Raw genomic sequence first — 26,511 nt, 5'->3', positions numbered from 1 at the left:
TGGGGGAAATAATCTTCGTGTTTTAGTATGGGCTACCGATCTTTGTTTGCTTTGGGAGCGTGATCGAGTTTTAAGAAGAAATAGCAGCGGGAATCTGCTTCACGATGTTCGAAGACAGAATACAGCTGCCAATGTTCAAAGATTTTTGTGCCGAGTACGGCCTGATATTCTAGGTAGTCTGGGGCATTTTTCCTTAGCCATCCGCTGCGTAGAGATAGTTTGAGGTTCCAGCAGGGGTGTGGGCGAAGGAATACTTTGGCAAGCAAGGTGTTCCTCTGGTCGGAAAGAGGGGAGTCGAGGAGATCTTTTTCATTTCGGGATACATCGAGAATATAGTTTTCCTTAGAGCATTTTTTCCATGAGTATTTGCTTCTGTGGAAAAATTCTGTAGATACCGCATAATTTTCCGATGGTGTCCATTGCCATGTCACATTGAAATGGTCCCAGCAACGTTTTTTCATGATCCATTCGGAGTCGAAACCAATTTTGGAATGTCTTCCCGTAGGCAGAGATAATTTGCCTTCAAGTTTTGGAAATAGGGGCCGCCCGGGACAGTTATTCAATACAGCGATGAGTTTCATAGATCCGTTAATTGGCGGGACGAAAGAAATTTTTTTAGGGATCAATGTTGTTGATAGCCCGCTGGATAACAAGGCTATGGAGTGGAAGGCGTCTTCAACAGAAAAGATGTCGTGATCTTTGTTAAGAGCTACGGGCTTTCCCCATCCGGATAGTGTAATGAAGGGTTCTACAATATGTTTGAAGGAGAAGTAGTTTTTAACGGCCGTGAGGCGATAATCTACTTCTAGCAATCCGCCGCCAAAATATTTTTTTTCTTCAGGAGCTTTATTATTTCTACTGCAGCAAGTGATAGAGGTTTTTATTTTTGGTGTAAGTGTTCCATAGTAAAGGGGAAAGGCAGCGTAGGTAAAGGTACGCATGTTAGTTTTGAAGGCAGAGAAGTTTTTGGCTTTGGGAATGTTATCGCTGAATGAGAACGAAGAGTATCCTGTTTCTAAAGCACCTTCGACAAACCAGGGGGTATTGAAAAATCTTATAGGTTTTTGTTTAACAAAAATCGTTGGAAGTTCTTTGTTGATGCTCAAGAAGTTATTGGCTTTAAAAGTTGTTTGTATGTATCCCATAAGAGAAGGGGCATTCCAAGAGTAAGTAGCCTTCGTAGGTCCTGTATTTTTGAGATCAAAGTCTTTTGGGAAGATATCTGAGACTGTTTCCCAGCTGTCAGCAATATGGCAAGAACCTTGTACCACTCCTGGTGTTCCTGTGAATAAGAACTCTCCGTTAACTCGATATCGATCATGAGCTTCGGCCATATCGATGGCTATACGATGGGCGTAATAACTTTTGATATCAACAAAATCGGAGGAAGAAGAGTCTTTGGGTTTGTAACGGAGGTTACAACCCACGCCCACGCCGTGTTTAAAGAAACTATCGAGAAAAAATGTGGAGGCAAGGTCTTTGTGGTTGATGGGGGAGTAGCTAATGCCGAGGTAGGATCCAAGGAATCCTCCTGTCCCCCCCCTGAAATTAATTGGAGGCTTAGGAATTTCTAGAGGCATAAAAGAGAATGTAGGGAAAGCGAGGAGAGGAATGCCCTTAATTTTGAAAGTCGTTGGTCCTACAGAAAGCACATTTTCGGAATTAAACTCTATCTGGTCTCCGGAAAGGACAACATCTTTGCGGGGGCCTTCGGATGTGGAAATATAGCCTTTATTAATGAGGAGAGCGTCGGGAGTTAGAGTGATGGTGGATCCTCCGACGAACCAAGGATATAGAGCGAATCTTCCGTTTGTTAACAAGCAGACATCTGTAGCTTCATCGTATTCGAAGTAGTCACATGTTAATGTTTTGCCTTTGTAGGTAACCATAACATTCCCATGGGCGACTAGTTTGGAGTCTTCGGATTCTGATTGTTTAATGTAAATCCTATTGGCTTGTATACGAAGGTCTTGGCGCACGCTGATGGCACCATCTTCTATATCTAAGGTTCCTGAGAGTCCTTGGAAGTGGCGTAGGTAGTGATTTTTCCTATTTACAGTAGGAGCGGGAGAGAAGCTGTGTATGAGGGAGCTTTTGTTTTCATCACAAGATGGATCTGTAGGAGTGGGTATATTATGATTTGCTGTGGATGCTACAAGGTGTTGGGACTCCTTGTTTAAAGAAGAAGTCGTGAGTGGATGGCTAGGAGTCAAGGAAGGGTCTTTAGTAGTCTCTGTTGTTGAAGAAGCAGAGAGGAGAGTAGTTGTGCATATGGCGGCGAGGCAAGAGCTTGTTCTAAGGGGATATTTAAAAAAGCGGCTCTTCATAAAGAAGGGAGACATATGCAATCTTTGAATCAAAAAAGTTATTCCGAAATCTTCGCCAGCAAACCTGCTAGGAAGGGAAGATTTTTTCCTTTTCCATCAGTCATTAGATGAACGAGTAACAGGATATCTTCTTTGTTTTTTGCTGTAACCAAAGTTTCTAGTATTTCTAGTAAGATTTTTGTTTTTAACTCTGGAATCACTTCATATTTCAAACATGTTGAGGAAACTTTATTGCGAATTTCTTCGTTGTCTTTAAGGATTAGAGTTTCGTCAGAAGAATCCTTTAGCCATAGTCGCAAACGATCTTTTACTGAAGGGTTTCCCGTAATGCGGTAAATATGTAGGTCTGCATAAGCTCGTAGAAGAGGTTTCCCTGGTATTTGAGAGGCTTTTTCTAAGATTTCTAAGACGGCAGAATCTTTTTTTTGCGAGAGGAGGGAGAGGGCTTGTAGAGCAAGAAACTCTCTACCTTCGTGATGGGATAGTAAACTTTCTGTTATGGAAAGGTAGTACTCTTTGGGTAGAAGGAATGATGCATCGAGGAGGGCGTTTTCAGGTCTCAGAGAGGTTTGCGTTGTCGATTGAGTGTTTGAGACTGGAAGGTGAGACCAATGGAACGCTGATAAGCTTTTGCCTGGGGAATGAGAGAGTAGAAGTTGCCTACCAAATGTGGGGCAAGTAAAAAAGTCTTTAAGGTAGGAAGAAACAACTTCGGATTGGGAGCGAGCTTTAGCCAAAACGAAAGCAGCATTGATGCGCAAATCTTCGTCGGAAGATACAGGGATTCCTGCGCGTTGGTACTGTGATGAAGGTGGGAGAGTACTGAATAATGGAAGAAGGAGTTTCTCCGCATTATTTGCAGATAAATAGGAACAGGCAGCGACGGCAAGGGAGTTCTTGCTTATGATTCCTTTTTCAAGGATGGGGAGAGCCTCTTCTTCTTTGCCTATTTTTGCTGCGGCGACTGCTGCTAGGATAGATTCCGTAGAAGAGAGCGTTAGAGATTTTTTGATGAAAGGATAGCTTGAAGAGTCGCGTAGATTCCCAAGAGAGAAAAGCAAGGCTTCGCGTTCTATGGGTAGAATAGCGCCTCCAGACAAGCTTCGTAGGGAAGGGAGGAACCTAGCTTTATGATGTTCTCCTATGAGAGTGATTGTGTACGCCCGTATGGCTGGGTTGGGAGAAGAAAGGAATTCTCTGACATAAGCGTCTGCTTCTTCGGTTTCCAACATAATAAAAATTGCTGCTGTGAGGGCTCGTGCTTCTGGGGGGAGCTTGTTGAGGAAGGAGTATAAGTGGTCAACGACGGCAGGATTTTTAAGCAAAGCGAGTTTGTATGCTGCTTCGAGTCTGATGATGGGGTATGGAGAGCTCATAGCTTTGATGAGGAGATCTTCTATGGTGGATCCGAGATAATTGTGTAAGGATCCTATAGCCATAAGTTGGAGGAAAGGATCTTCTGTTTCCATAGTTTTTTTTAGGATGTCGAGGCCTTCGCAAGATCCTGATAAGGAGGCGCCCAGGATGCTGCTTTTTTGGATATAGGGGTCATTAGAAAGGAATCCTTGGTGGAGACAATTCTCGCTAATTTTTCGTAAGACAAAAAAGTCGTGAGAGTTTGTTTCTTGGTAGTGAAGGAGGTATTCTTTTAAGGCTTCTTGAACGTTTTTTTGTACACTTAGGTTTAGGATATTGATACGAGATTTTGGAGAAAACTCTGCTGATAGGGGGAGGGAGAGGAGAGCAATAAAGAGTGTTAAATAGCGAAATCCCATAAATCTATACCAAAGTTCAGTAATACTTCCTGTAAGGCGGCGATAGGTAGGCCTAAAACATTGGGATAACTTCCTTGAATTTCTTTGACAAGAAGATTGCCGCAGTGGCGTATGCTGTAAGCGCCACACTTATCAAGAACTGATTGAGTGGCCACATATTTTTGTAATGTTTTATCGGATACATTATTGAAAGTAATAAGAGTTTGCTCTGCGGTTGTCACGGTGTGTTCGCCTTGTATGACAGAGATTCCTGATATAACTTTGTGTGTATTGCCATTGAGTCTGCGTAGCATTGAAAGGGCTTCTTCGAGGTCTTTAGGTTTATTGAAGATGGTATTATCAAAAAAAACTACAGTATCTGCTGATATTATGATGGCATCCTGATCAAGAATTTTTTTTTGTAGGCAGAGGCCTTTTTTTAACGCTAGTGTGGTAGCGTATATTTCAGGGTCTCCTTGGAAGGATACTAGGGACTCATCGAAGCAAGAATCCATTTGCGCAAAGGGAAGAGAAAAGTTGGCCAAGAGTTCTTTTCTTCTTGGGGATGTAGAGGCTAGGATGATTCTTGCTTCTGGGGTTTTAGGCATAGCAGATCCTGAAGCTATTTGCTTTTTTTAGCCTTTGGCGTAGAGTTTTTTTGGGTGGATGGGGAGGAGGAGTGTTCTTCCAGGGTCCCATTAAAGAACGTGATGTTGTCCTTATCGAAGATAAGGAGTTTAGAAGCACAGTCATTGACGAGGCTTCTGTCGTGAGAGACGAAGATAACGGTGCCTTTATAATCTTCTATAGCCCAAGAAAGGGCAGACACTGATTCCAGATCGAGGTGATTATTTGCTTCGTCGAGGATAAGGACGTTATGATCCTCAAGCATAATTCCCGCCATTAATAGGCGTGCCGTTTCACCTCCCGAGAGGGCACCAATTTTTTTGAAGGCATCATCACCACCGAAGAGCATTTTCCCTAAGACGCTACGAATTTCCTGGTCTCCGATACCTGTTTTACGATCTCGGAGCCAGTCGAACAGTGTTTCATTTTCACAATTTTTTAAAACATCGGAGTGATTTTGTGGAAAATAGGAGAAAAGTACTTGGTGTCCGATTTTAATATCTCCTTGAGAGGGGGCTTCTACTCCGGCAAGCAGTTTGAGTAAAGTGGTTTTTCCTAGACCGTTGTTTCCGATGATACCTATTTTGTCTCCTTGGTGGACATCGAAAGAGAGCTTGTTGAAAACATTGTTATCTCCGTAACTTTTGCCTAAATCCTCCACGGAGAAAACTACTTTGCCTGAAGCTTTTTCTGATAGGGGGAAGCGTATGTAAGGGCGTTGAATATTAGATTTTTTTAATTCCTGAGGTTGAAGCTTCTTTATTTCTCGGATACGTGACTGCACTTGACTTGCACGGGAGCCAGCGCCGAACTTAGCGACAAAATCTTTAAGTTGAGCAATTTTCTTTTCTTTAGACTTTATGTCGGCTTTTTCCTGTTCCCTTGAAGCAGTTTTGGTTGCTACCATATCATCGTAGTTGCCTGGGTAAACGATGATGGTATCGTAATCGATATCGGCGATATGTGTTGTGATGGTATTTAGGAAGTGTCTATCGTGGCTGACGACGATGACTGTTCCTTGGTAATCGACAAGAAAATCTCCCAACCAGTTTATGGAGTGGAGGTCGAGGTGGTTGGTAGGCTCGTCGAGGAGTAGAGCTTCGGGATTTCCGAATAGTGCTTGGCATAGGAGGACACGGAACTGTAGGTCTACGGGTATGGTAGACATTTTTGCCGAGAAAAGTTCCTCTGGGATGCCGATACCGGACAGGAGGGTTTCGGCTTCCGTTTCTGCGCGGTAACCATCTTCTTCTGCGATGACTTCTTCGAGTTCGGCGATCTGCATCCCTATTTCATCAGTGAATTCTTCTAGATAGAGGGCGTCACGTTTTTGTATGGCTTGCCAGAGAGCGGCATTACCCATGATAACGCAGTCGAGAACAGAGTGTTCACCAAATTGTTCGATATTTTGGCGTAGGATGCCTACTTTTTTAGGTAGCGAGACACTTCCCTTAGTAGGTTCTACCATTCCGGTAATAATTTTAAGGAGGGTGGATTTTCCTGCGCCATTAGGGCCTGTGAGGCCGTAGCGATTCCCTGGGTTGAAGACGACAGAAACGTCATCAAACAGTACTCGAGTTCCGAGAGACTTACCGATTTTATCTAGAACAATACTCATGGCTGAGGAGGATAGCAGACAAAGTGATAGATAACAAGTTTCTTTACTCTTACAGAGATCAAAAATATTTATCGGTATTTGATTCGTTTATAAAAGTTGTGCAGGAAAGAGGAAGGAAGTTATCCGTGAGGGTGTGCTTTCTCATGAATTTTTCTTTTTAATTTTACAGAGACGTGGGTGTACACGGTTGTTGTTTCTAAGGAAGAGTGGCCAAGGAGAAGTTGGATAGTTTTTAGATCCATTCCGTTTTCCAGCCAGTGTGTTGCTATGGTGTGTCTAATAGTGTGCGGGGTAATATTCCCTGAGAGGCCTGATTTTTTGAGGTAGTACTGGAAGCTTCTATCTACGGATCTAGAGGTTAAGCGACCTCCGAAGCGATTTAGAAAGACAGCGTTAGGGTGTGGATTAGGTAAGGCATTTCTATCGACATGATGCAAATATTTCTTTAGCCAGGAAGAAGCATTTTCCGTCATGGGGATGATACGTTCTTTTTTTCCTTTTCCTCGGACTTTGACAGCGGGGGTAGTAAAGTCTATATCTGATTGATTTAAGGCGACGAGTTCACTTACTCGAAGGCCGGAGCTGTAGAAGAGTTCTAGAATGCAGCGGTCACGAAATCCGGAGTATGTAGAAAGGTCTGGAGTGGACATTAGGACAACAACTTGTTCGTAGTGGATAGGTTTAGGGATGTCTTTGCCTAATCCTGGTCCGCGGATTGTTTCTGCAGGATTATCGATAATTTTTTGTGTGCGCACGCAGTAGGAGAGGAAGCTGCGTATGGAGGATAGCTTTCTGCGTATGGTTCGTTTGGATTTGTTATTGTTGATAAGAGAGAGCAGATAGTGTCTTAGATGTTCCTTAGAGACTTTTTGTAAGTCGGGTGATGGAGGGGTGGTAGACGGGGAAGCACAATCCTTATGGAGATGGGAAAGAAGAGCAGAGGCTTTGAAGGTAAGAGGTTTTTCTTTTTCTAGGGGATTTGCTTGGCTCTCGACAACAGGAGGGGGAGAATGGTTGGTGGTTAAGAATGTCATGCAGTCGGCAAGGTCTATGGCGTAGTTACGTAAAGTATGGGGGGAGCAACCTTTCATTGTGGAGAGGTGTTTAAGGAATTCTATTGCGGAGGAAAACATGGGGTGTCTGGTTGCTAGTTTAGTTTTGGTTTTAAGTGTTTTTCATTACATAGGGAGGCCCTTTCTTATGGGGATCATAGAGGAAATGTGCTGAGGAATCAATGAGGATTTACTTTGTTGCAGGAAGGGATTATAGGCGAAGGTTAAGACACTTTTGATAAGCGATAAAAGGAAAAGGTTTTGTGTTGATAAGTGTTTGTATTTTTTGTGGAGGTTTTGGTGCCGATTTTAGGGGAGTTATTCGTTTTTTGGGAAAGGGAACCGGCGAAACTCCTCAGCAACGTGGGTGTTAGGGAAAATGGCTCGAGCTTCTTTTTCGAAATCTTGTAGGTGGGTGTATCGGGCAGAAAAATGTGTCAGAATCAGCTCTTGCGCGTTGGCTTTGGCTGCTATAGTGGCGGCATCCTTGGCTGTCATGTGGGAGTGGGAAAGAGCGAGGTGTTTATGCTCGTTGAGGTAAGTGCTTTCGCAGAGCATTAAACGAGCGTTTCTTGATAATTCTTCGATATTTTTGCAGGGCAAAGTGTCGGCGATCACGGATACAGAAGCTCCATGCTTTACATAGCCAACTTCATTGAAGGAGACCAATGTTCCGTCGGGAGCCTTTACTTGTCCTTTAGTTAATAATTCTTTGACTATAGGTCCTTTAAGGTTTTTTTGCGTGAGTTTTTCAGGGATGAGTTTGCGGGTGTTGGCTTCTGTTATACGCCATCCCAGTGTATCTACGGGGTGTTTTAGCCATGCTGCTTCGATACAAAAATCGTCTGAAGACTCTACGATGCCTTCTTCTTTGATAGGGTGTTCAATTACTTTGATTGTTTCGTGGTAGATTGTAGAGTAGCGCAACCTGTCGAAATATTTTTTTCCCGATGCTGGGTAATAGCAGTGTATGGGCCAAGAAACTTTATCGAGATTTAGTCTCATTAGCATAGAGCCTAATCCCAGGCAGTGATCACCGTGGAAGTGGCTGATAAAGATTCGTGTAACAGAGGTTGGAGAAACGTCTGCGAAGATGAACTGTCTTTGAGTGCCTTCTCCTGGATCAAATAGGAAACCTTCGGAATTCCAGCGTAACAAATAGGCTCCCTGGTTGCGAGCTCTTGTGGGCTGCTGCCCCGAACATCCCAAGATAATTAATTCTCGTGCACTCATAGTTTAGTGATAAAGTATTCCTCAGAGAAAAACGGGTACGTGGTGACCCTGTTGTTCCTATGGTCTTTGTCCAAAACACTTTTGGAAAAGGTTAACGGAGACACGATAGCACTCTGAGAGATTAAATAGAAGATGGAATAGCTTGTATGTATGGAACAATGAGTAAGAGAGGGGGCTAGGAAATAGTTACATTTTTGGACAGGAATAGCTTTAGAGATTCTTCTTGGTTTTTCTTACAGGTTTGATGGGGTTGGAGTTTTTAGAATGAGATTTTGGGTTTGAGTCATTTGTTTTTATATAGTTTGTTTAGTGTTTTTTTTTTTTTTTTTTTAGTGTATTAATGTTTTCTGTTTTTAATGGTTTTTGTTTTAATTTATTATTTTGTGTATGAAGGTTTATAGAGATATTTCGAATCTAGAATCTAAAGCATTGGCTCGAGAAAGTGGTTGGTGTTCAAGAATTACACCTATCTGTAAAAACTTTTCTCGAGTAGAAACTGTTTGCTTAGCTGTGACTTTCGTTGGGGCTCTCTTGCTTGTTACAAGCGTTGTTCTGGGGATTGTAGGAGCCTTCTCTTCGGGAAATATACCTCTTCTGTCTGTTGCAGAACTTTTTATTTTGCTAGCGACCCTCATCATTACGGTAATAGCCAGCGTTGTTACGACAAGTCTCCTTCACTTAAAAAGAAGAGAGAAGAAAGGAGAACCCCTTTCTCCCATTGCTTATATGAAAAAAGAATTCCTAGATTTGTTGCCAACAGCAAAGGAGCAGACTCCTTATCAAAGCTCTGGTCCTGTCATAGAAGCTTTAGTGAAAACAGGTGCGGTTTGGCCTGCCGTTTGGCACCTAGAAGATCATGAGGCAACATCCATGTTTGGCATAGACAAAAGGTGTAGCATAAAGTTTCGTAGCGTGCGAGACTTATTGACTATTTTTTTGGGCTTCTTTTCCTTAGGAGAGTTGAAGGAACTTTTATCTTTCATTTCTCATAGTAAACGCTCTACTAAGGCTTCTTCTTTTTCTTCTTACGATCGGTTGTATGCTGCTTGTATCAAACGATGGCCCAAGATCGTAGCCGTAGAGGCGGCGCATTTTGCATGGCTTAAGCATTGTTATCCTTACTTGGGCGATGCTCAGGATGCATTTTTTATAGACAAGACTTTCAGTTATAAAAGTGAGTTTTTTAGTAGAATAGAGGGTTTTTTCCAAATAGAGCTTTGCGAAGATAGGCTAGAGAAAATTTATTTATTAGAAAAATTCCGAGGTTGGATACCCACCTGTCTTACGAGTATATCTTTTCCTTTAGGAGAAAAATATTTTGAGGTGCCAGCCTCTGCAGATATGAATTGGGAAACTTTTGTTACTAAAGCTTCTCAATTTTGTTTTTTATCGTCTCGCTATAAAGGAGCTTTTGGCAATTGGGAGGCGTTCCTTCAATTCGTAGAAAAGGGCGAAGAGGCTTTTTATGGACATGATTTTGTACACTCTAAATATGCTTTTACTGAAACAAACTTTTTCCAACAGCCTAAAGCTTTGTGGGATTTAGGTTCCTTATGTGATGAAGATAGTGAACTGGAAAGAAAAATAGAAGAAGGTTTGGCAGTGTTGGAAAATTGCGGTTATCTAGGAGAGGAGTCTTTGGACGCTATAAAAGCTTTTGAGTGTCAGGTGTTGGGCCTAGATCCTGTATAGAGGATCTGTTTTATAGGGTGGAGATCCTTGGTATTCAGGGGTTTTTATTATTTTCGTTCTGGTCTTCATGGAGGAACGAAACAATAGCGTGTAATACCACTAGAAGCTTTTTAGTGTGCATCTTATGAGACCGCATTACGTCATTTTGAAATGGGCTATGATGCACACAAGATCTTAGCTGAGGATCTAAGCGAATTTTTTTTCTGCCCAAGCAGATAGCTGAGATCTGGAGAGACTGTAGACGCTCAAAGCCATGGCCAAGGTAGAAAAGCCTACCATAGCAAGGATTCCCGCAGTCCAATGTATGGGGGTCATTAGCGCTGCTATTAAAGATACCAGGAAAATGATAGATAAGGCTACGAGCATGACTTTGTCGCAAGTAGTCATTGCTGAGCAAGCTTTTTTGCAGTCGAGAAGCTTTTCTATGCGACTAGAAGCGATTTTACTTCGAACGTATTCGAATAATCCAAGAGCTGTCTCATGTACTTTTTTTAAGGAGCCTTGAAGGCATGTAGGTGTCATCATTGTTGCACACATTGTGATTGGGTTTACAAAATTAATATGTTGCCAAGGTTTTGACTGTTTCTGGAGCAAAGTATTTGCATCGCGCTTTATCAAGGTGTTGCCAGTTAGCCACAAAGGTATTTTGTGTCTTTAGCAAAATCTTGCTATCATTATTACGTTTGCAAAGATGTTTTACTTTTGCTCGCTTGTAGTTTCCTAGTTGCGTACGCAACCAATTTTTCGCTCATAACTAGTTAGTTGTTGTAGACAGTGTGAGCAAGCTTTTTTCTATCCATACTTCAAAATATAGACAGTGGGGCTTGTTCCTGCACAAATTGTTTTAGAGATTCTAAGAGTCTTAGCAACATCTAGTTGAGTGCGGCGAGCGGATTATAGGGCGTGCTTTTTTTTTTCGTCTTTCTTAAAGAATTTTTACTTACTGATAATGAAGTAATGTTTATTTGTTGACAGGTCTGTGAGGGGGAGTAAATGGATGATTTTAAAAGGCTAATGTTGTAGGATGTCCGCCTTTCTTTTGTATTTGATCGGTTGTTTTTGAAAGAAGTATCTTTATCAGCATCGCTTCATAAGGAGCCTGTTTTTCGAAGGTTTGTAGACTTTAAAGAAAAGTTAGAAGAAAGAATTCGAACTTTAAGAACAGCGGAAAGAATAATTTGTGTAATGGTTGTTGTTAGCACATTATTGCTGGCGACAGCTTTTCTGGGTGTAGGTTCTCTCCTTGGGGTGTATGTCCCCTCTGTGATTGTCGCAGTAGTATCATTTGCTTGTTTGCTTTTTTTGACCACGTGTCTTGTAGGGTTGGCTAGCTATAAGTATGCTTTGCTCAACAACAAGCGGAAGATGGAAAAAGTCTTCGATAGGATAGCTCAGTATGATCAGAAGGCTTCAGAGGTTTCTGCGCAGAGGGAAGATTTTGTTAAAGAGTTTTTAAAGGAAAGTGTTTCTCTGGCTGTTAGTGATTTTAAAAATAAGGTGTTCACGAAAAATCTTTTGCAGCAAGCACCTCTAGGAATAGATCCATTGGTGAGCGAATGGGTGGATACGGCTTTTGCCTCTTGCCCGCATGTTAAAGAAAATATCCGCGTGAAGGGGCAAGGTTTTGATGCTGTCAGCAAGCTGCGTCGTCTATTTCCTTTTCCGGCTGCGGTGAGGTACCCTGGACGGTTTTTATCTAGGTGGCGAGATAAACCAGAATTTATACATCACAAAAGCCCTGCTTTAGCGATAAACCTTCGTTGTAAAAGAGAGTGGTTGTTCATTCTTTTGGGGTTTTTTACTTTGCAAGAACTAGAGGAGTTAGCTGCTTATGTTAAAACTTTCTCTGAAGGGCTTTTGGTATCAAGAGGTGTTTCTGATGAAGGAACTTCTTTGTATAGTCTTTCAAAGGGATCCATCTCGACACCTGATGAAATGAGTGTTTGCGAACAGAGGGCGACTATATATGCCGCTTGTATAAAGAGGTTCCCAAAATTGGTTGCTGCGGAAGCGGCGTTCTTTTTCTGGTTGCAACAGAGCTTTGCTTACTTATTTTCGGTTGAAGACTCGTTGTTCTTCCGTCCTGCAGATTACTGCACAGCATTTTTTGATGCTTTGGTTCCGTTTTTAGACTCTCGATCATACAGCGAGTTGGAGCGGCATGGGTTGGATTGGTTGGGACAATTTCAAGGTGTGCTCCCTGCTTGCTTGGCGCTTTTCGCTCACAGGGATACAGAGCTTTCTTCGGTAGAGTTCCCGTATTTGCGTTCGACAAGCCTTTACGAGGAGAGCATAGAATCAGGTTCAGAAGCCGTTGTGGATTACTCTGTCATGGATGAGTGGGGGTGGGTAGATTTTTGCGATTCCACTATGGATTACTGTAACGCTACTCTTTTTCAAGGGGATCATTTTGGAACTTTAGAGAACTTAGTAGAATATGTTCAGAAAAGAGGTGGAAGGGAAGAGCGTGACCAATCCAAGGAATCATTAGATTTTCCGAGATCTCCTACCAATTTCTTTGATAACCCAACTCCCTTGTGGGAGATGAACACGCTTTGTAATCAGGACGCTGAATTACTATTAAAAATTGATGAGGGGCTACACGAGCTGTATCGTAGTGGATATTTAGGGTCTTTTTCTGTTGAAGAAATTCAAGCGTTCGCAAAAGAGATTTTAGGGCTGGGTAATTCCGAATAAGAGGCTAGCGTGTTTGGGAAAATCTTTAGTGGCTGGAGGAGAGATAGAGGAGTAAAGGAATGAAACTTTCGCAGATAGATACTTTTCACAGCAGTTCTTCTTGCCCATCAATAAAAAATCACAAAGCCACTGGGAGCGACATTTTTATTAAAGTATCCTCTTTTGCAAAAGCTATTTTTTTTAGCGTAGCGATTTTTTTTATGGTTGCCTCCCTGTCGTTGGTGTTTGAGATGGTTTTTCCCAACATTGCAGGCATGTATGTAGCTTTTACAGCTGCTTTGCTTGCTTTGGTAGGTGGAGTTTTATTGTTTTCTGGAGTTCGAACGTTATCAGGGACTTTTTCTAAAGTTTGTTCAAAGTCTGCAGGAGCTGTGGAGGAGGAAATGAAGGAGTTGAAATCTCAGCTATTAGAGGTTATCGACTCTAAAAAATCCTTGTGCGATGGCTCTCTAGTAAAATTTCCTGAGTTGGACGCTGAGCTTTTAAAACCTCTTATTTTTGCTCAGAATCAGTATCAGGCAGAGGCGAAGAAACCAATATTTTCTAAAAAAACGCGTTCTTTATGGCAGGAGCTCACTGATAGTTCGTCGTCCTCTACAGGTGCGGAGCTTTTTATAGACGGGTGCACGCAGATTCTTAAGCGGGGAAAGTTTTTGAAGGATAAGAGAGAAATAGAGACTCTTTCTGATGAGGAGAAGTTGCGATTAACTTTTCCTTATTTTGCTTCTCAGCATTTGAAAGATGAGGAACTTATTTTTTCTACATATTCGGAGTTGTCTTTATGGGATAGCTCCATAGAGTTTTGTAAAAGGGAGAGGAAACTTCTGGGGGATAGTGCTTTTCGAGAAGTGTTTCCCTCCAGAGATTTTCGTCGGATCTTTGTGTATAGGTTTTCTAGGGAGTTTTTTTTCTTAATGCTGGGATGCTTTTCTTCGTCAGAGATCAAAGAGATTGCTAGAACGGTTTCTTGTAGTCTTTCTGCTAAGCATTCCCATTTGATGATATATGCGAACTTGGTGAAGAAGTATCCTCGTCTAGTAGCTGTGGAAGCAATGTTTTTGAATTGGCTGCATGAGGTGTATCCCTACATGTTATCAGCACAAATTTTCGATCATTATCAGAAGTTTTTCTGCGAAGCTCTGGAGGAAAGTAGCAAATTTTTGGAAGGGAAAGCTCCATGGTCTTTTTTGGAGCACTTTTCAGGAATTCTGCCTGCTGTTATGGCGCTTTTTTGTAAATCTAAGGGGGAAGAGTACTGTTGTCAAGGTTGGTCATGGTCTTTCTTTTGCCAAAAAGCCACTGAATACGCAAGAAAAGCCTCTTTAATCCCCGGGTTTGCTGGTAATTTAAGTAAGTTTCATGAATACGTGGATGGAGGGGATGAGATTTTTAGCAAAGCACATTCTTTAGTTTTAAAGTATACTCGAAGTACTTGTCGATTTGATAGAAAGCCTTTTGCGCTTTGGAATATGCGTTCTTTGTACCAAGAGGATCCTTTATTGGAAGCTAAGCTCCGAGAAGGTTTACGCTATTTGAAAGAAGTGGAGTTTATTGGTGGGGAGTTATTTTCTTTGATTCACTTAGAGATTACGGCTCTTGGTCTCGATCAAGGGGATTCTGCATCCGATATTTGGTGAATATTTTGCGCTAAAAAGTTTCTCTAGAGCGTTCTCTCGGAAGTGGTTAAATTTTTTTTGAAATTCGTTCTATAAAACACGTTATTTCCTTATCCTACCCGCCTGTTTTTTCTTTTTGCTCAACAACAAGGTGTAGGGATATGTCTGTTAGTGAGTGCGTGAGGGCTGCGTCTTCAGCCGGTGTTAATAAGGGAAAAATTCTTTTCGAACCCATAGAAAAAATTAAGACAAAAATAAGATCCGTTAATGCGATCCGAGTACTCTTTCTCGTTTGCATCCTCTTCAGTGGAGCAATACTCTCCTTGCCCATAGCTTTTGGAATAGTGGGATCTCTATCTGCTCGAAGTATTGTTTGGGCCTTGTTAGGGAACTCTTTGACGTTAACCTGGGGTATCATCATCCTGGTTTCATCTTTGATGATATTTCTGGCTTCTATAAGAGGCCTTATAATTTCTACCCGGTTTATGCAAAGGCTTTTTCTAAAAAAAGAGATCCTAGAGAAGTGTTACAAAATTTCGGATATGAAAAAGCCCGGAGAACTATCACTAGAAGAAAAATTACAGATAGAAAGTGATTTTTTTTCTAGCCCCAATATAAAGGAGGCTGCCAAAAAAATAGATTGGAATATCTCATTAAAAAAGGCTTGTTTGAAACCTGCAGATGCTGCCATTGCTATTTCTAGAGTGCACTTCCTTTGGCCTGCGCAGCAGAAGGTAGAGCTCGTATATAGAAATTGTCCCAACGCAGGAGCCTATGAAAGATCTCGAAGGGAACTAGGGTTTGTCTTCTCAGGCTTCTTTACTCGGAGAGAGATGCGTTCTCTTAGAGCTCTATTGCACAGGGAGCTTGCCAACGGGGATCTCCTTAATCTAGATTTTTGTAACCGTGTATACGCCGAATGTATAAAGGCTTTCCCTGCTCTGGTGGCTACAGAGGCGGCCTACTTTGCTTGGTTGCGAGGAGCTTTCTCTTACCTTGGTAGAGCTGAGCACGCGATGTTTCGAGATGCTTCTTATCGGAAAAAGTTCTTATTGGAGTTGAAGCGTTTCTCTGAAGATAAAGATCATAAGGTTCTTGAATGGTTTGATAAGTTTGCTGGACTGATACCTGCTTGCATAGCCATCTTTGCTCCCAATTTTCTAGCTCTAGAAGAAAGATTGTTTCGTTCTGCAGGAGTTTTGGTCTGTCCAACAATAGTTGATTGGGATTGGAATTTGTACTGCAAGAAGGTTATGGAATACTGCGATCAGACAGTATTTTGCAACAGAGAGTTTGGTCAGGCGGCGTCATTATTGGAATATGTTGAGTTGGGAGGTGACAGCGAGTCGTTTAAGAGAAAAGACCTTGTATTTGATTATACAAGGTCTTCTACGAACTTTTTTTATCAACCAAGGTGTTTATGGAATATGGCGCCTTTGTGTGCAGAAGATCCGGAGTTGGCTCTTAGTATAGATGATGGTTTAGCTTTGTTAACTCGTTGCGGTTATTTGGGAAGACAGAGTGTTGCTGAGATTCAAAAGTTTGAAAAGGTGATCCTTGGTTTGCGAGAGTCTATTGTTTCCGATGGGGAAGAGGAGGAAAGCTTTGATGGAAGGCCGGAAAGAAGGGTGCCTAAGGATAAAAGGGAGGAGCCAAAGTCAAAAGAAGCATCCATAGAAGAAGGAAAAGCTCCTACAGAGAAAGTTAGTGTAGAAGGAGCTTTTTTAGAAAAGGAAGCAAGAGAAAAATTTTCTCTGGAGAAGAAGCCTGAGCATGAATCACAAGAATCATTGTTGTCTGGCGATGACGACCTAGAAAAAAGGGAGCTAGAGGAGAGAGAGCCTATTGTTAAAGTTGCTTTTGATAGAGATGAGGATGCTAAAAAGAAGGAAGATAGAGAATTAGATATCAGATTGGAAAGCTTGAGTGATCTAGAACTAACAATGGGAGTAGCAGAAAGTTTCTTGTATAGTAGTCAGTTATCTCCTGTCGAAGGAAAAAGTGACGCGGTTGAAGATCAAGAAAAGACATTAGAAGACAAAAAAAGGAAAGAAAGAACTAGTCCAGCGGATAGATTGCCAAAGATGTCTTTAGGGATACCAGGGTATTCGGAAGAGGATCCTAGTCTCAAGAAAAAGTCTGAAAAGAAGTCTTTGCCGGTGCAGGGTCCTAGAAGAGAGGAAGGAAGAGGTCTCTTATCAGCTAAAAGAGTGTCATCAGGATTGCTAGAGAGTTCTAAGGAGAGTAGAGTAGAGGCAAAGAGGGATTTGAAGTCCCCGAGGTTAGAGGTGCCGAAAGGGAGTGCAACTTTGAGTTTTTTGCGAGCGCAAGGAGCGTTCGTTCAGTCAACCCCTAAGGGAGGGTTTTGGGGGCAGTCTATGCTAGAAGTTCTGGAAACTCCCATACACCCGAAATCTAGAATGCCTTCTTTTTTAAGTCCTTCTCCCTCAGATAGTGGTTCTAGCATGCGATTTTTAGAGAGGGAGAGTACGAGTAGGGTTAGAATATCGACGCAGAAGGACCTGCAGCAACATTCAAGAAAAGAAAGATCGCGAGCAATTTCTATAGGAGAAAAATCTGGTGCGCAGGCTTCTGGAGCCAGGAGTGCCAGTGGGTCTGAGACGCCGCCGAAACTGGGGGCGCCAAGGTCTTCGCGAAGAGAAAAAAGACTGTCGGTTTCCGTAGGAGAAAAGTCTGGTGCGCAGGCTTCTAGAGCCAGGAAAACTAGTCTTTCTAAGACGTCACCGACACCAGGGTCGCCAAAGTCATTGCTGGCGGGAAAAGTTCTCTCAGTTTCTGTAGGAGAAAAATCTGGTACGCAGGCTTCTGGAGCCAGGAAAACTAGTGAATCTAAGACGCCGCCGAAACCAGGGTCACCAAAATCTCTACAAAGAGAAAAAGCACCTTCAGCTTCCATAGGAGAAAAATCTGGTACGCAGGCTTCTGGAGCCAGAATGAGCAAGATCCCTATTTTGAAAACTCCAAGGTCATCGCCAGAAAAATCACTCTCGGCTTCTCAGCTAGAAAGGGGAGCTACTCAATCTTCTAGAGCGAGGAAGTCTAGCGCGTCTAAGATACCTATGCCAGTATCTTCTAGTCCAGGGGTTTCAGAGAAAATATTGTCTGTAAGGTTAACTGCGGATGCTGGGAGGGCTGTCGCGAGTCCTGCAAAGAGGCCCAGTCCTTTATTTTCGCCATCTCCTGTAAGGCGGCTTTTATACGAGGACAGAGGAAAAAGGTCTCAGAGCCTGCTATCAAAATCATTGAGGATGGAAAGTTCTTTGGAATGCATAGTAGAAGAACCTGAAACAGAGGATAGATTTTTCGAACAAATGGAAGGTTTAGAGGAGGCTCTGAAGGATTTGAATGCATTCATTGGTTCTAAAGGAGAGGAGACAGAAGAATTAGAACAATCAGGAAAGCTTTCTGAAGAAAGTGATTAGAAAAAACTAGGTAGAGGGTTAGGGGAGATGGTCCTGTTTCTCTGGTAGAAAATACAACATTGTTCTTTGAAAGCTTTTAAGATCGAAGACTTTTTCTTAGTAAGGAAATCTTTTTGGATTTTTTCGGGAGTATAGTTCTCTCAGTTTTGTTGTTTGTCGTGTGCATTGGGGTAGTGTTGGGATCTGTCATCGAGTCTAATAGGTATAGCAGTTTTTCCAGGGATGAAGAAAGAGGTACAGGTTATTACGCGTTAGAAGAGAAGTTAAAGCATAAGTTGGCAGTTGTTAATTTAATGGAGTTCTTTTTTTTCATCTGCATGACTATTAGTGGGCTGTTTGTTGTCTTGGCTTTTGGTTGTGGGGTTGTTAACGCTGTTCTTTTGTGTGCGGGATGTACAACTTTTTTAGGGAGTGTGCCTTTTGAAATTTTTCTTTGTGTTGGAATAGCTTTGTTTATCTCTACGGTGTCTGCTTTGGGATGTAATTTCTCTGAAGCATGTAGGAGAACCCTCTTGCTGCAAAAAGAGTTATTGGAAGAGCAGAGGCGAACAAAATTATCAATATCTATAGCTTCGGAGGACTTGGAGCCTACAGATTTAAATATAGAGGAATTAGAAGGAGACAGCCTAAGGGAAGCTTTTTTATCGTGTAAATACATTAAACAAGATGTTCGAAAATATACTTCGGGTTCTTGTGAGCAACGGTTTCTTTTACGCCCACTTTTAGTTGCTAGAACCATTGCCAGACAAAAGTTTCGTTGGCCCGTTCTTTTTAATGTTGAAAGCAGTTTTAGAGAGGATGCTTGGTTCGCAACGCTATATCGCTGTGAAGCGACTTTGCCTTTAGTTTTTCTTGGTTTTTTCCGATATTTTGAGATTGAAGAAATCGTGAAGATGTACGACAAGGAAGTTGAAAAAGGGGGAGAAGGTTCTTCAGAGTTTTATGAAGCCCTGTTCGTAAAATGTATAAAGAGATTTCCTCAAACAGTAGCTGCAGAGGCCGCCTACTTTGCATGGTTGAAACAAAGTTGCCCGAATACATTTTTTGCTAGATCGGGCAGTTTTAGAGATTCAAAAATTTATCAGAGAGCTTTTTTTCTTAGTTTGAAGACTTTTGTTGAAGAAGTATCTTTTTATCGAAAAAGGGATTCTATATTGTTGCTGGCTAAGTTTTCTGGTTGGGCTCCGGTAGCTATAGCCTCTTTGGACAGTGAAAGTTTCAAAGAAGGAGCTGAGGAATATCCCGTGGACTGGGAGATGTTTTGTAGTAATGTTTCTGAGTTTTGCTCACGTTCTGTTTTGTACGAAGAGATTTATGGGAATTGGGATTTTTTCTTAGACTTTATGGACAAAGGCTACAGTAGTAAGTTCTTGTTGAGAAAAGAATTCTCTCTTTTAGGGGAGGAAGAAACGGACTTTTTTGAATATCCTCAAATTATTTGGGATTTGCGGAGGTTTTATGCTGACGATGCTGATCTTAAGGTCAAGATAGAGGTGGGATTAGCGATGCTTGCTGGTTGCGGCTATCTTGGAGGTGTATCTGTTGAAGATTTGCAATTATTTGAGCGATGTATTCTAGGCTTTGGAAAAGGCTACGGTGGGTAGTGGCGGTTGTTGTTTTTTGTCGGTTTGTTTGATTTTTTTATATGCTTGTAGGTGTTTTTTGTTGTAAAATTTGTTTTTAAATAGAGGGCAAATTTTTTCTTTATATATAGGATAATTTCCATTTTTTTTATCTTTGTTGTTTTTAGTTTTTTGTGAAAATGGATGTTATTAATGGATCTAAAAGATTGTTGTAGCAATGTCTCGTTATCCCCAAATGAATTGAACCTTCACAATGTCAAGACAGAAGTGGAGCGAAAAGTTGTTATTGCATCGCGCGTATGTGATATATTGTTAACAGCAGTTGTCGTTAGCGCTCTGGTTTTATTGTCGAGTTTAATGCTTTTAGGAATAGTCAATGTTATTCCTCTTGGAGGGTTCCTTGGATTGTTCTTTTTAGACGCTTTGCCTTTGGCTGTATCTAGTGTCGCTGTAGCTTTCCTTTTGGTTTCTGGATCATGTTTTTACTTTGTAAAGAGAAAAAAAGAAAACCTCCTTTTGGAGGAAAAAGCTCTGGCTGTTCGTGATATGGAAGCAGCGAAATCTGTGGAGGTCTGTACGAAAGAAATTTCGCTGGCAGAAGCTACTACACAGACTGGCGGGGAAGATCTTGAAGAGCGACAAGTCGATTCTAAAATTGCTTTAGAGGATGTAGCTGGGAGTCTATCAGATGAAGAGGTTTCTGTAGAGGTTTTAGATGATGTTAAAGCTCTTATGAGCAGTCAAGAAAAGTTGGATAGCGCTCTAGCTGAAAAAGCCTCTTTGATAAAAGAGCCTTTGGAGAATCCTCCTGTTCCTGGAGCAGAAGGAGGGGAAATAACCACAGCTTTGACGGGATTTTTACTAAGTTTACAACCAGAAAGTAGTATTTAGTATCTCTTGAGAAAGTCTTTGTCCATAGAGGATAGGGCTTTCTTTATTTTATCTTTTCCAGAATTCAGGTTGGCGCTTTCTTTGCTAGGAGTCTTTAGGAAAGGTTTTTCAAAGATAGAAAATGTTTTGTTTGCAAATTTTTTTGTTTAATAATTCATTTTTTTTTTTTTTTTTTTTTTTTTTTTAAATTTTTTTTTTTTTTTTTTTTTTTTTTTTTTTTAAATTTTTTTTTTTAATAATTTTTTTTTTTTTTTTTTTTTTTTTTTGTTAAGATTTTCTGAATTTTGTTTGATTGTTGGAATTATTTTTAATGGCTATTAGTAAGTACAAAAACCAGGATTTTAGTTTATCAGAAGGGAAGGAAGACGATTTTCGAAAGGTTGTAGAAAGACCGGAACACAAGTTAACAACAGCATCCCGAGTACAGAAACTATTTGTTATAGCAATAATATTTTGTAGCCTCCTTTTGTTGTCTAGTGTGGTGCTTTTAGGGGTAATAAATGTTGTTCCTTTAAGCGTAGCTTTGGAGCTTCCATTCCTGGAATTTATCCCTCTAGTTGCTATAGCAGGCGTATCTTTAGTTTCTTTGATGATTTTCTCTTTATGTCATTGCTGCCTGTCTAGGAGAGCAAGAGAGGTTGTGGTAAAAGAGCAAGGTAAAGAGGAAGAGCCTCTAGTTTCTGACATAAGTTTGAAGCCGTTGAAACGTGAAGATGAATTACAAGTTCTTTTAAGGGATCAAGAAAAAGACGGGGAAGTGGAGCGCTTAGTAGAGGGCTATCTGGAAGGATTTATGGACCTTCAAGAAGAGCTTACAGCTCCCATTACAGAGGAAATTGTTCATCCAGAGCTGGCGATGGCTCTTGTTGCTGAGGAAGGAGATGTCGCGCCCGTTGATGAAGGACTCGTCAATGTTTTCCCCAACCTTATGGAGGTGCCTGAAGCTGTCGTTGATGAAGAGCTATTAGAGGTAGACCCAGCCCCTGGAGGGATGAGTCCGGAGGAAGAGATTTCTTCTGAAACTGTAGTTTTAGAGGTTCTTCAAGGAGTCATAGATTCTGCTCTCCAAGAAGTGGAAAGGCGAGAGCTAGCCGCTATCGAGCATCAAACAACAGCTCTGGTTGAAGAAGAAATGGAGGAGGCAAAAGAGCAAGCTAAAAGTGTTTTAGAGGCTTTAAAAGAGGCTGTGGAGAGTGTCAGAAGGCAGATGGGTTTAATGGTTAGAGGAAGTGCCCAAGCTTTGGGTGGGCTTTTTCTTAGCGATGAAACCCTAGATGAAATAGCATCTCAGGAGGTACAAGAATTTTTAAAAGAAATAGAAGTCGGAGAGGAAAGAGAGGGGCTTAAACGCTCCGTAGAAAAAGAACTACACAACATAAGGAGGGCCCTTAAAATAGCCTTAGAAACCGTAGGGCGCAGAGCTGCAAAGATCCTCGAGGCTAGAAAAGAGATCCAAAGAGAGGATCGTAAGGCAGAAGATGTTTCTACAGAGTCCTCGGAAGGTGTCTCCACAGAAGTTCAGGGGCCCAAAACTGTGATGGAAGCGTTAAAAGAAGCTTGGAATACTGTAAGGGGTAAATTTTCGGGGGCTCTAGAGTCCGGTTCATCATGGGATTTCTGGAGAGTCCCCTTTTTCATGGGAGCGGAGCAACCGGAAGTTGCCATGAAAGATTTATTCGATGGGGAGCAGGAAGGTGTTTCCGAAAAAGAAGAAACTCCGGCTGCGGCTTCATTGGGTGTTAGAGAGGCTCTGAGAGAAGCTATGAGTACGGTTGCTAGAAGAGCTTCAGAGGTATTAGAAGCCAGATTTGGGCGCAGAGGGGAGGAAGAGGAAGTTTTGGAAGCTCCTATGCCAGGCGAAGAAGAAGAGGGAATGTTCTTTTTTGGAGATCTTTACGAAATTTATAAAACGGCTGAATACAAAATAAGTAGTTTGTTTGAAGAAGTGGATGCTTCTACTCCTGCAGTTGTTGCTCGGTCAGCTTCGGGCAATGTCTTTCGTTGGTTGTTATATGTTCATTTAGAGGCTAGATCCACAGCATTGCGTTCCATTTCTAATATTGAGCTTCGTTGTGGAAGGGAGTGGATCTGTATCCTATTAGGATTTGTTTCAATCAAAGAATTAGAAGAAATAGTGGAGATATACAATCAGGAGAGGTCTCTGGTAAGAGTTGAAGGGTCTGAATTCTGTAATTCCTTATATGCGAAGTGCATTAAAAAATGTCCTAAACTAATTACAGCAGAAGCGGCTTATTTTTCTTGGATTAAGGATGCTTTTCCTTATCTTGCTAAGGATGAATCTGCTGTGTTTAGATTGAAATCACTTTATAGGTTTAGTTTGTTTAATAAAATCCGTGTATTTGTAGATCTTATTTCTGAAAACGAACCAGAAGAAATGCCTCTTTTAGAAAAGATGTCGGGTTGGCAGGTTGCTGGCTTATCGAAATTGTACCTGGACATACGTAGTCTAAGTCTTATTTCGAAATATAAAAACCAGTTGTCAGATTGGGATCATTTCTGCAGACACATTTCAGAATATTGTAGGCACACAGTTTTCCGGAAGAAAGCTTACGGTAGTTTGTCTGGATTCTTGAACTTTGTACAAAAGGGGATGAATAGCGATATCTTCAAGGAAGAGGAGTTTGCTTTTGCGACTAACGAGGAGCCTACGAGCTTTTTTGATTCTCCTCGCCCCTTATGGGATATGGGGACGTTATATGAGGAGGATCCAGAGTTGCGGGACAGTATAGAGGAGGGCTTAGCTCTTCTTAGCAATTATGGATACTTGGGGGAAACATCCATCGAAGAGTTACAGGAATTTGAAAGAGTCATATTAGGCTTGAAAAAGCCCTGATAAATGTAACTTTAATGCTTTGTTTTTCCGTTAGAGAGAATTTTTAGTTTTTTTGAAATTTGTGTATAGCTTTGGCTTTAAGGTTTTTAAAATTTTTTTTGTTTTGTTAGAATCGTTCAATGATTTACTCAAAGAATGGAGTTTTTTCAATGATTAGTACCCAATGTCCAGTAGAGTTTCTTAGTTTATTTAGAACGCAAGAAGGTGTTCAGAAAAGTCTAGATGAAAAAATAGAAATAGCAACTCGTATGAAGTCTCTGTTTGCTAAAGCAGTACAAGGTTTAGGCGCGGCTCTTTTGGTTTCATTGGTTCTCGTAGGGCTGTCGACTATAGCTTCTATTTCTACAGGGCTGAACGTGGCTCTTCTTGTCATAGCTAGCGCCTTGTTAATAGGATTCGTGGCTTCCAGTGCTGGTCACAGTCTTATTAGTAAAAAACAAAAAAGCTTTTTGGAAGAAAAAAAATTGGAAGTGGAAGAGGAGGCAAAGCTAGCGCTTGAAAGAGCTGTTGAAAAAGCTTCTAAGCTCAAATTGGAAGAGCCTTCGGGGGATGAGAGAGAAGTTGAAAAGGAAGAGCATTCTGTACGAACCTCAGAATCTCCTGAAGAATCTGTTGCTGAAGAAGAACTTCAAGAAGGTGCGTTTACGACTTCAGAAAGCGGAGGAGAGGAGGAGGTTTCGGAAGTAAAAGTGGCGGAAGCGAATGAGACTTCGGAAGCAAGAGACTCTACTGGAGGAGACGAAGTAGACGGTATCAAGGCGAGGAGCGCTTCTCAGCTTGAAGAAGAGGTTCAAGTTAACGAAACGGAAGGGGGAGAAGAATTAGAAGCTGTGTCGACTAAAAAAGAGCCTGTTCTTGGAGAGAAAAATCTAATTGAAGCTTTACAGGAAGCCGTAGAGTCGATGAAGAACTTGGCAGTTTTATTCAAGGAAATGTTAGCTGGTGGGATTAGCGAAAGCCCTGTACCGCTTTTAACAAGTAGTCTCGAGGTGGAAGAAGAAACTCTAGGCGGAGGAGAGGAGGAGAAGAAGGTTGCTGATGTTGATGGGCAATCTGGTGCTGAGCCTGGGAAGGAGGAAGCCGAAACAAGCGGTGCAACATCCTAGGGGAGGGAAGCTTTTTTGTGACTGGCGTTTATTAAGAGAGTCTGCAAATGTAGGCTCTCTTTTTTTATTTTTTCTTTTCGTTTTTTCTAAATTGTGAAGATAAATAGTTTATTTAAAAATTTTATTATGTATAGTTCTTCCGATTTTCAAAAGAATTTAGATTGTTGAAAAGTTTTGAGATGCATCTGTTCCTTTGACGTGAATAAATTAATCAACTTTGAAAGCCAACAGGTCTAGATGTTAGATGAGTTAAAGTGTTTCTAGTAAAGGGTTTTTGATATTTTTGTGCAGATGATGTACTCTCTCCGGCTTTTGTAAACAGAAGTATGTGAAACGTCTTTTTAAACATAGGGAAGATTATCTTGGTTTAGAATGGCCTGAGCGGTCTTTTTAGACGTATCGGGAGTTTTTCTCTTCTTTTTGAAAGAAGGGTGTCGGAAGTTTCCTACACAGGCTTTATAAGATAGGCTGGAGTAAATAGCTTAAGATTTTTGTGAGTTTTTTAGTCGGGAGGTAAATCTCCTATGGATTTTTTGGTGTTAAAAGTTGGGTTTTAGAGAATGACTGGTGTGGTTTCTAGTGTTAGTAATGTAGATAAAGAGGTTATTTGTACGTGGAACGAAAAGGCTAGGGCTATAGGGAGTAAGTTATTTTTCTTAGAGGGAGCAAGAGCTCTCGTTATTTCTTGTTTGGTCCTCAGCTCCCTGATATTGATCCCTGCGTTGGTGTTTGGTGTGGTAAATGCTGTTATAGGGGTTCCTTTGGGGCTTTCTATTTTGTTGACTATAGGTATTTCTGGTTTACTACTAGCTGTCTCTGTTAAAGGGGCGGCACTCTTAGAAAAACAAATCGAAACAGTTCTCCATGACGGTATAGAGAGGCAGCGTAAATCCTGGCAGCCATACGTAAAAGAAGATATTCTAGATGTTTATGGGCGTCTTTCTTTCCAGGATCCTGCTTTTGTTGCTAAGGATATTATAGAGGCGACAGCTCCAGAGTTTTGGGAATACGACACTGGTGTGCACCCTGAAAGTGAATATCAGGGTGCAAATGGAATCTATATGCGTTGTAAGAAAGAGTATAGTTTCGCTTTGTTAGGTTTTTTAACATGGAAAGAAATTCTGGACTTGGCTGTTCTATGTGATCGAGAGAAAAAAGAGTGGAAAAACCAGGGAGGAAATATTGATCGGGCCTTTTACAACGAGCTGTACATCAAGTGTATCAAGCAATACCCTAAGCTTGTGGCTGCAGAAGCAGCGTTTTTTGCTTGGATGCAGGAAGCTTTCCCTTATCTTTTAAATGCAAGAGCATCGATATTCTTTGACGTTTGGTCGTATAGGTCTGCTCTTTTCGATCGGATAATATTTTTCTCGGGTAATAACCAATTCACTATTTCTAGGAAGACTATTAGCTTTTTGGAAAAACTCTCTGGTTTCGGGGCTCTTAGTTTGTCTAATTTTCTATTTTCTCCAGATTCCTTGAATGCTATCACTGCTTGCCAAGGAGAACGTTGGGGTTGGGATCTCTTTTGTAAAAGAGTTACTGAATATTGCTCAAAAACTGTTGTTTATAAAAAAGTCTTCGGGAATTTGGAAAGTTTTATAGAGTTCATGGAAAAAGGTGCCGCCAGTAGTTTTCTACAGGAGCAGCCGGATCCTTTCTATTATGAAAAAGCTGAAAAGAACTTCTTTGTCTCTCCAAATGCTTTGTGGGAGATAGGCAGTGCTTGTGAACGAGATGCTGAGCTTAGGGCTAGGATAGAAGAAGGTTTAGATAGCTTGGACAGCTGTGGGTATTTGGGAGAGCATCCTGTCGAAGAGATAAAACGATTAGAGAGAATAATCTTAGGCATAGAAAGGCCGTAGAGGGAAGAAGGTTTCTAAGAGCTCTTAAGAGCTATTCATTATTGAGTTTTATTAAACAACATTGATGAGGTTGTTTAATAAAACTTTTCTTATAAAAGCGATATAATTTCATTTTTTTTTTTTTTTTTTTTTGTTAGATTTTTTGTTTTTAAG

The 26,511-nt window shown here is 41.2% G+C and carries 16 protein-coding genes; 9 read left to right on the top strand and 7 right to left on the bottom strand.

Going from position 1 to position 26,511, the window contains the following annotated elements:
* Nucleotides 1–32: 32 nt before the first annotated feature.
* The 6 genes from KJA58_RS02715 to KJA58_RS02690 form a co-directional block, all read right to left on the bottom strand.
* Nucleotides 33–2,342, bottom strand: coding sequence for a CT351 family outer membrane beta-barrel protein (locus KJA58_RS02715; protein ID WP_213357926.1), 2,310 nt, complete (start codon nucleotides 2,340–2,342; stop codon nucleotides 33–35).
* Between the two features lie 23 nt (nucleotides 2,343–2,365).
* The gene (locus KJA58_RS02710; RefSeq protein ID WP_213357925.1) at nucleotides 2,366–4,102 is read right to left on the bottom strand and encodes a HEAT repeat domain-containing protein; all 1,737 of its coding nucleotides are present in this window, start codon (nucleotides 4,100–4,102) and stop codon (nucleotides 2,366–2,368) included.
* Entirely contained in the window at nucleotides 4,084–4,689 is a 606-nt protein-coding gene (locus tag KJA58_RS02705; protein ID WP_213357924.1) for a Maf family nucleotide pyrophosphatase, read from the bottom strand. The genes KJA58_RS02710 and KJA58_RS02705 overlap by 19 nt, the downstream gene beginning before the upstream one ends.
* A gap of 14 nt (nucleotides 4,690–4,703) precedes the next feature.
* Nucleotides 4,704–6,326, bottom strand: coding sequence for an ABC-F family ATP-binding cassette domain-containing protein (locus KJA58_RS02700; protein WP_213357923.1), 1,623 nt, complete (start codon nucleotides 6,324–6,326; stop codon nucleotides 4,704–4,706).
* Between the two features lie 119 nt (nucleotides 6,327–6,445).
* The gene (locus KJA58_RS02695; protein ID WP_213357922.1) at nucleotides 6,446–7,459 is read right to left on the bottom strand and encodes a tyrosine recombinase XerC; all 1,014 of its coding nucleotides are present in this window, start codon (nucleotides 7,457–7,459) and stop codon (nucleotides 6,446–6,448) included.
* Nucleotides 7,460–7,696: 237 nt separating this feature from the next.
* Complete coding sequence (locus tag KJA58_RS02690; RefSeq protein ID WP_213357921.1) at nucleotides 7,697–8,611, bottom strand: ribonuclease Z; 915 nt, start codon at nucleotides 8,609–8,611, stop codon at nucleotides 7,697–7,699.
* 387 nt (nucleotides 8,612–8,998) lie between these two features.
* Between KJA58_RS02690 and KJA58_RS02685 the strand changes: the two genes are divergently transcribed.
* Nucleotides 8,999–10,303: a hypothetical protein gene (locus tag KJA58_RS02685; RefSeq protein ID WP_213357920.1), complete on the top strand. Its 1,305-nt coding sequence runs from the start codon at nucleotides 8,999–9,001 to the stop codon at nucleotides 10,301–10,303.
* A 186-nt stretch (nucleotides 10,304–10,489) separates the two neighbouring features.
* Here the strand turns inward: KJA58_RS02685 and KJA58_RS02680 are convergent, their stop codons facing one another.
* Nucleotides 10,490–10,828: a hypothetical protein gene (locus KJA58_RS02680; protein ID WP_213357919.1), complete on the bottom strand. Its 339-nt coding sequence runs from the start codon at nucleotides 10,826–10,828 to the stop codon at nucleotides 10,490–10,492.
* A 534-nt stretch (nucleotides 10,829–11,362) separates the two neighbouring features.
* Between KJA58_RS02680 and KJA58_RS02675 the strand changes: the two genes are divergently transcribed.
* The 8 genes from KJA58_RS02675 (at nucleotide 11,363) to KJA58_RS02640 (ending at nucleotide 26,358) form a co-directional block, all read left to right on the top strand.
* Nucleotides 11,363–13,000: a hypothetical protein gene (locus KJA58_RS02675; protein WP_213357918.1), complete on the top strand. Its 1,638-nt coding sequence runs from the start codon at nucleotides 11,363–11,365 to the stop codon at nucleotides 12,998–13,000.
* 59 nt (nucleotides 13,001–13,059) lie between these two features.
* The gene (locus tag KJA58_RS02670) at nucleotides 13,060–14,637 is read left to right on the top strand and encodes a hypothetical protein (RefSeq protein WP_213357917.1); all 1,578 of its coding nucleotides are present in this window, start codon (nucleotides 13,060–13,062) and stop codon (nucleotides 14,635–14,637) included.
* 140 nt (nucleotides 14,638–14,777) lie between these two features.
* Nucleotides 14,778–18,059, top strand: a complete 3,282-nt coding sequence (locus KJA58_RS02665; protein WP_213357916.1) for a hypothetical protein — start codon at nucleotides 14,778–14,780, stop codon at nucleotides 18,057–18,059.
* A 113-nt stretch (nucleotides 18,060–18,172) separates the two neighbouring features.
* Nucleotides 18,173–19,663: a hypothetical protein gene (locus KJA58_RS02660; protein ID WP_213357915.1), complete on the top strand. Its 1,491-nt coding sequence runs from the start codon at nucleotides 18,173–18,175 to the stop codon at nucleotides 19,661–19,663.
* A gap of 171 nt (nucleotides 19,664–19,834) precedes the next feature.
* Entirely contained in the window at nucleotides 19,835–20,533 is a 699-nt protein-coding gene (locus KJA58_RS02655) for a hypothetical protein (RefSeq protein WP_213357914.1), read from the top strand.
* 310 nt (nucleotides 20,534–20,843) lie between these two features.
* Nucleotides 20,844–23,387 carry a hypothetical protein gene (locus tag KJA58_RS02650; protein WP_213357913.1) on the top strand — a complete coding sequence of 848 codons (2,544 nt, stop codon included), beginning with the start codon at nucleotides 20,844–20,846 and terminating at the stop codon, nucleotides 23,385–23,387.
* Between the two features lie 149 nt (nucleotides 23,388–23,536).
* Complete coding sequence (locus KJA58_RS02645) at nucleotides 23,537–24,493, top strand: hypothetical protein (protein ID WP_213357912.1); 957 nt, start codon at nucleotides 23,537–23,539, stop codon at nucleotides 24,491–24,493.
* Between the two features lie 560 nt (nucleotides 24,494–25,053).
* The gene (locus KJA58_RS02640; protein ID WP_213357911.1) at nucleotides 25,054–26,358 is read left to right on the top strand and encodes a hypothetical protein; all 1,305 of its coding nucleotides are present in this window, start codon (nucleotides 25,054–25,056) and stop codon (nucleotides 26,356–26,358) included.
* Nucleotides 26,359–26,511: the final 153 nt, after the last annotated feature.

The sequence above is a fragment of the Chlamydiifrater phoenicopteri genome (assembly GCF_902807005.1).
In the GTDB taxonomy this organism is placed as follows: domain Bacteria; phylum Chlamydiota; class Chlamydiia; order Chlamydiales; family Chlamydiaceae; genus Chlamydiifrater; species Chlamydiifrater phoenicopteri.
Note: the sequence above shows the minus strand (reverse complement) of the source record. Positions and strands in the feature narration are given on the sequence as shown.

Coding starts and splice junctions, on each gene's coding strand:
- KJA58_RS02710 (WP_213357925.1), bottom strand. CDS start 4,102: ATGGGATTTCGCTATTTAACACTCTTTATTGCTCTCCTCTCCCTCCCC.
- KJA58_RS02640 (WP_213357911.1), top strand. CDS start 25,054: ATGACTGGTGTGGTTTCTAGTGTTAGTAATGTAGATAAAGAGGTTATT.
- KJA58_RS02685 (WP_213357920.1), top strand. CDS start 8,999: ATGAAGGTTTATAGAGATATTTCGAATCTAGAATCTAAAGCATTGGCT.
- KJA58_RS02695 (WP_213357922.1), bottom strand. CDS start 7,459: ATGTTTTCCTCCGCAATAGAATTCCTTAAACACCTCTCCACAATGAAA.
- KJA58_RS02670 (WP_213357917.1), top strand. CDS start 13,060: ATGAAACTTTCGCAGATAGATACTTTTCACAGCAGTTCTTCTTGCCCA.
- KJA58_RS02705 (WP_213357924.1), bottom strand. CDS start 4,689: ATGCCTAAAACCCCAGAAGCAAGAATCATCCTAGCCTCTACATCCCCA.
- KJA58_RS02700 (WP_213357923.1), bottom strand. CDS start 6,326: ATGAGTATTGTTCTAGATAAAATCGGTAAGTCTCTCGGAACTCGAGTA.
- KJA58_RS02680 (WP_213357919.1), bottom strand. CDS start 10,828: ATGATGACACCTACATGCCTTCAAGGCTCCTTAAAAAAAGTACATGAG.
- KJA58_RS02665 (WP_213357916.1), top strand. CDS start 14,778: ATGTCTGTTAGTGAGTGCGTGAGGGCTGCGTCTTCAGCCGGTGTTAAT.
- KJA58_RS02715 (WP_213357926.1), bottom strand. CDS start 2,342: ATGTCTCCCTTCTTTATGAAGAGCCGCTTTTTTAAATATCCCCTTAGA.
- KJA58_RS02645 (WP_213357912.1), top strand. CDS start 23,537: ATGATTAGTACCCAATGTCCAGTAGAGTTTCTTAGTTTATTTAGAACG.
- KJA58_RS02650 (WP_213357913.1), top strand. CDS start 20,844: ATGGCTATTAGTAAGTACAAAAACCAGGATTTTAGTTTATCAGAAGGG.
- KJA58_RS02655 (WP_213357914.1), top strand. CDS start 19,835: ATGGATCTAAAAGATTGTTGTAGCAATGTCTCGTTATCCCCAAATGAA.
- KJA58_RS02690 (WP_213357921.1), bottom strand. CDS start 8,611: ATGAGTGCACGAGAATTAATTATCTTGGGATGTTCGGGGCAGCAGCCC.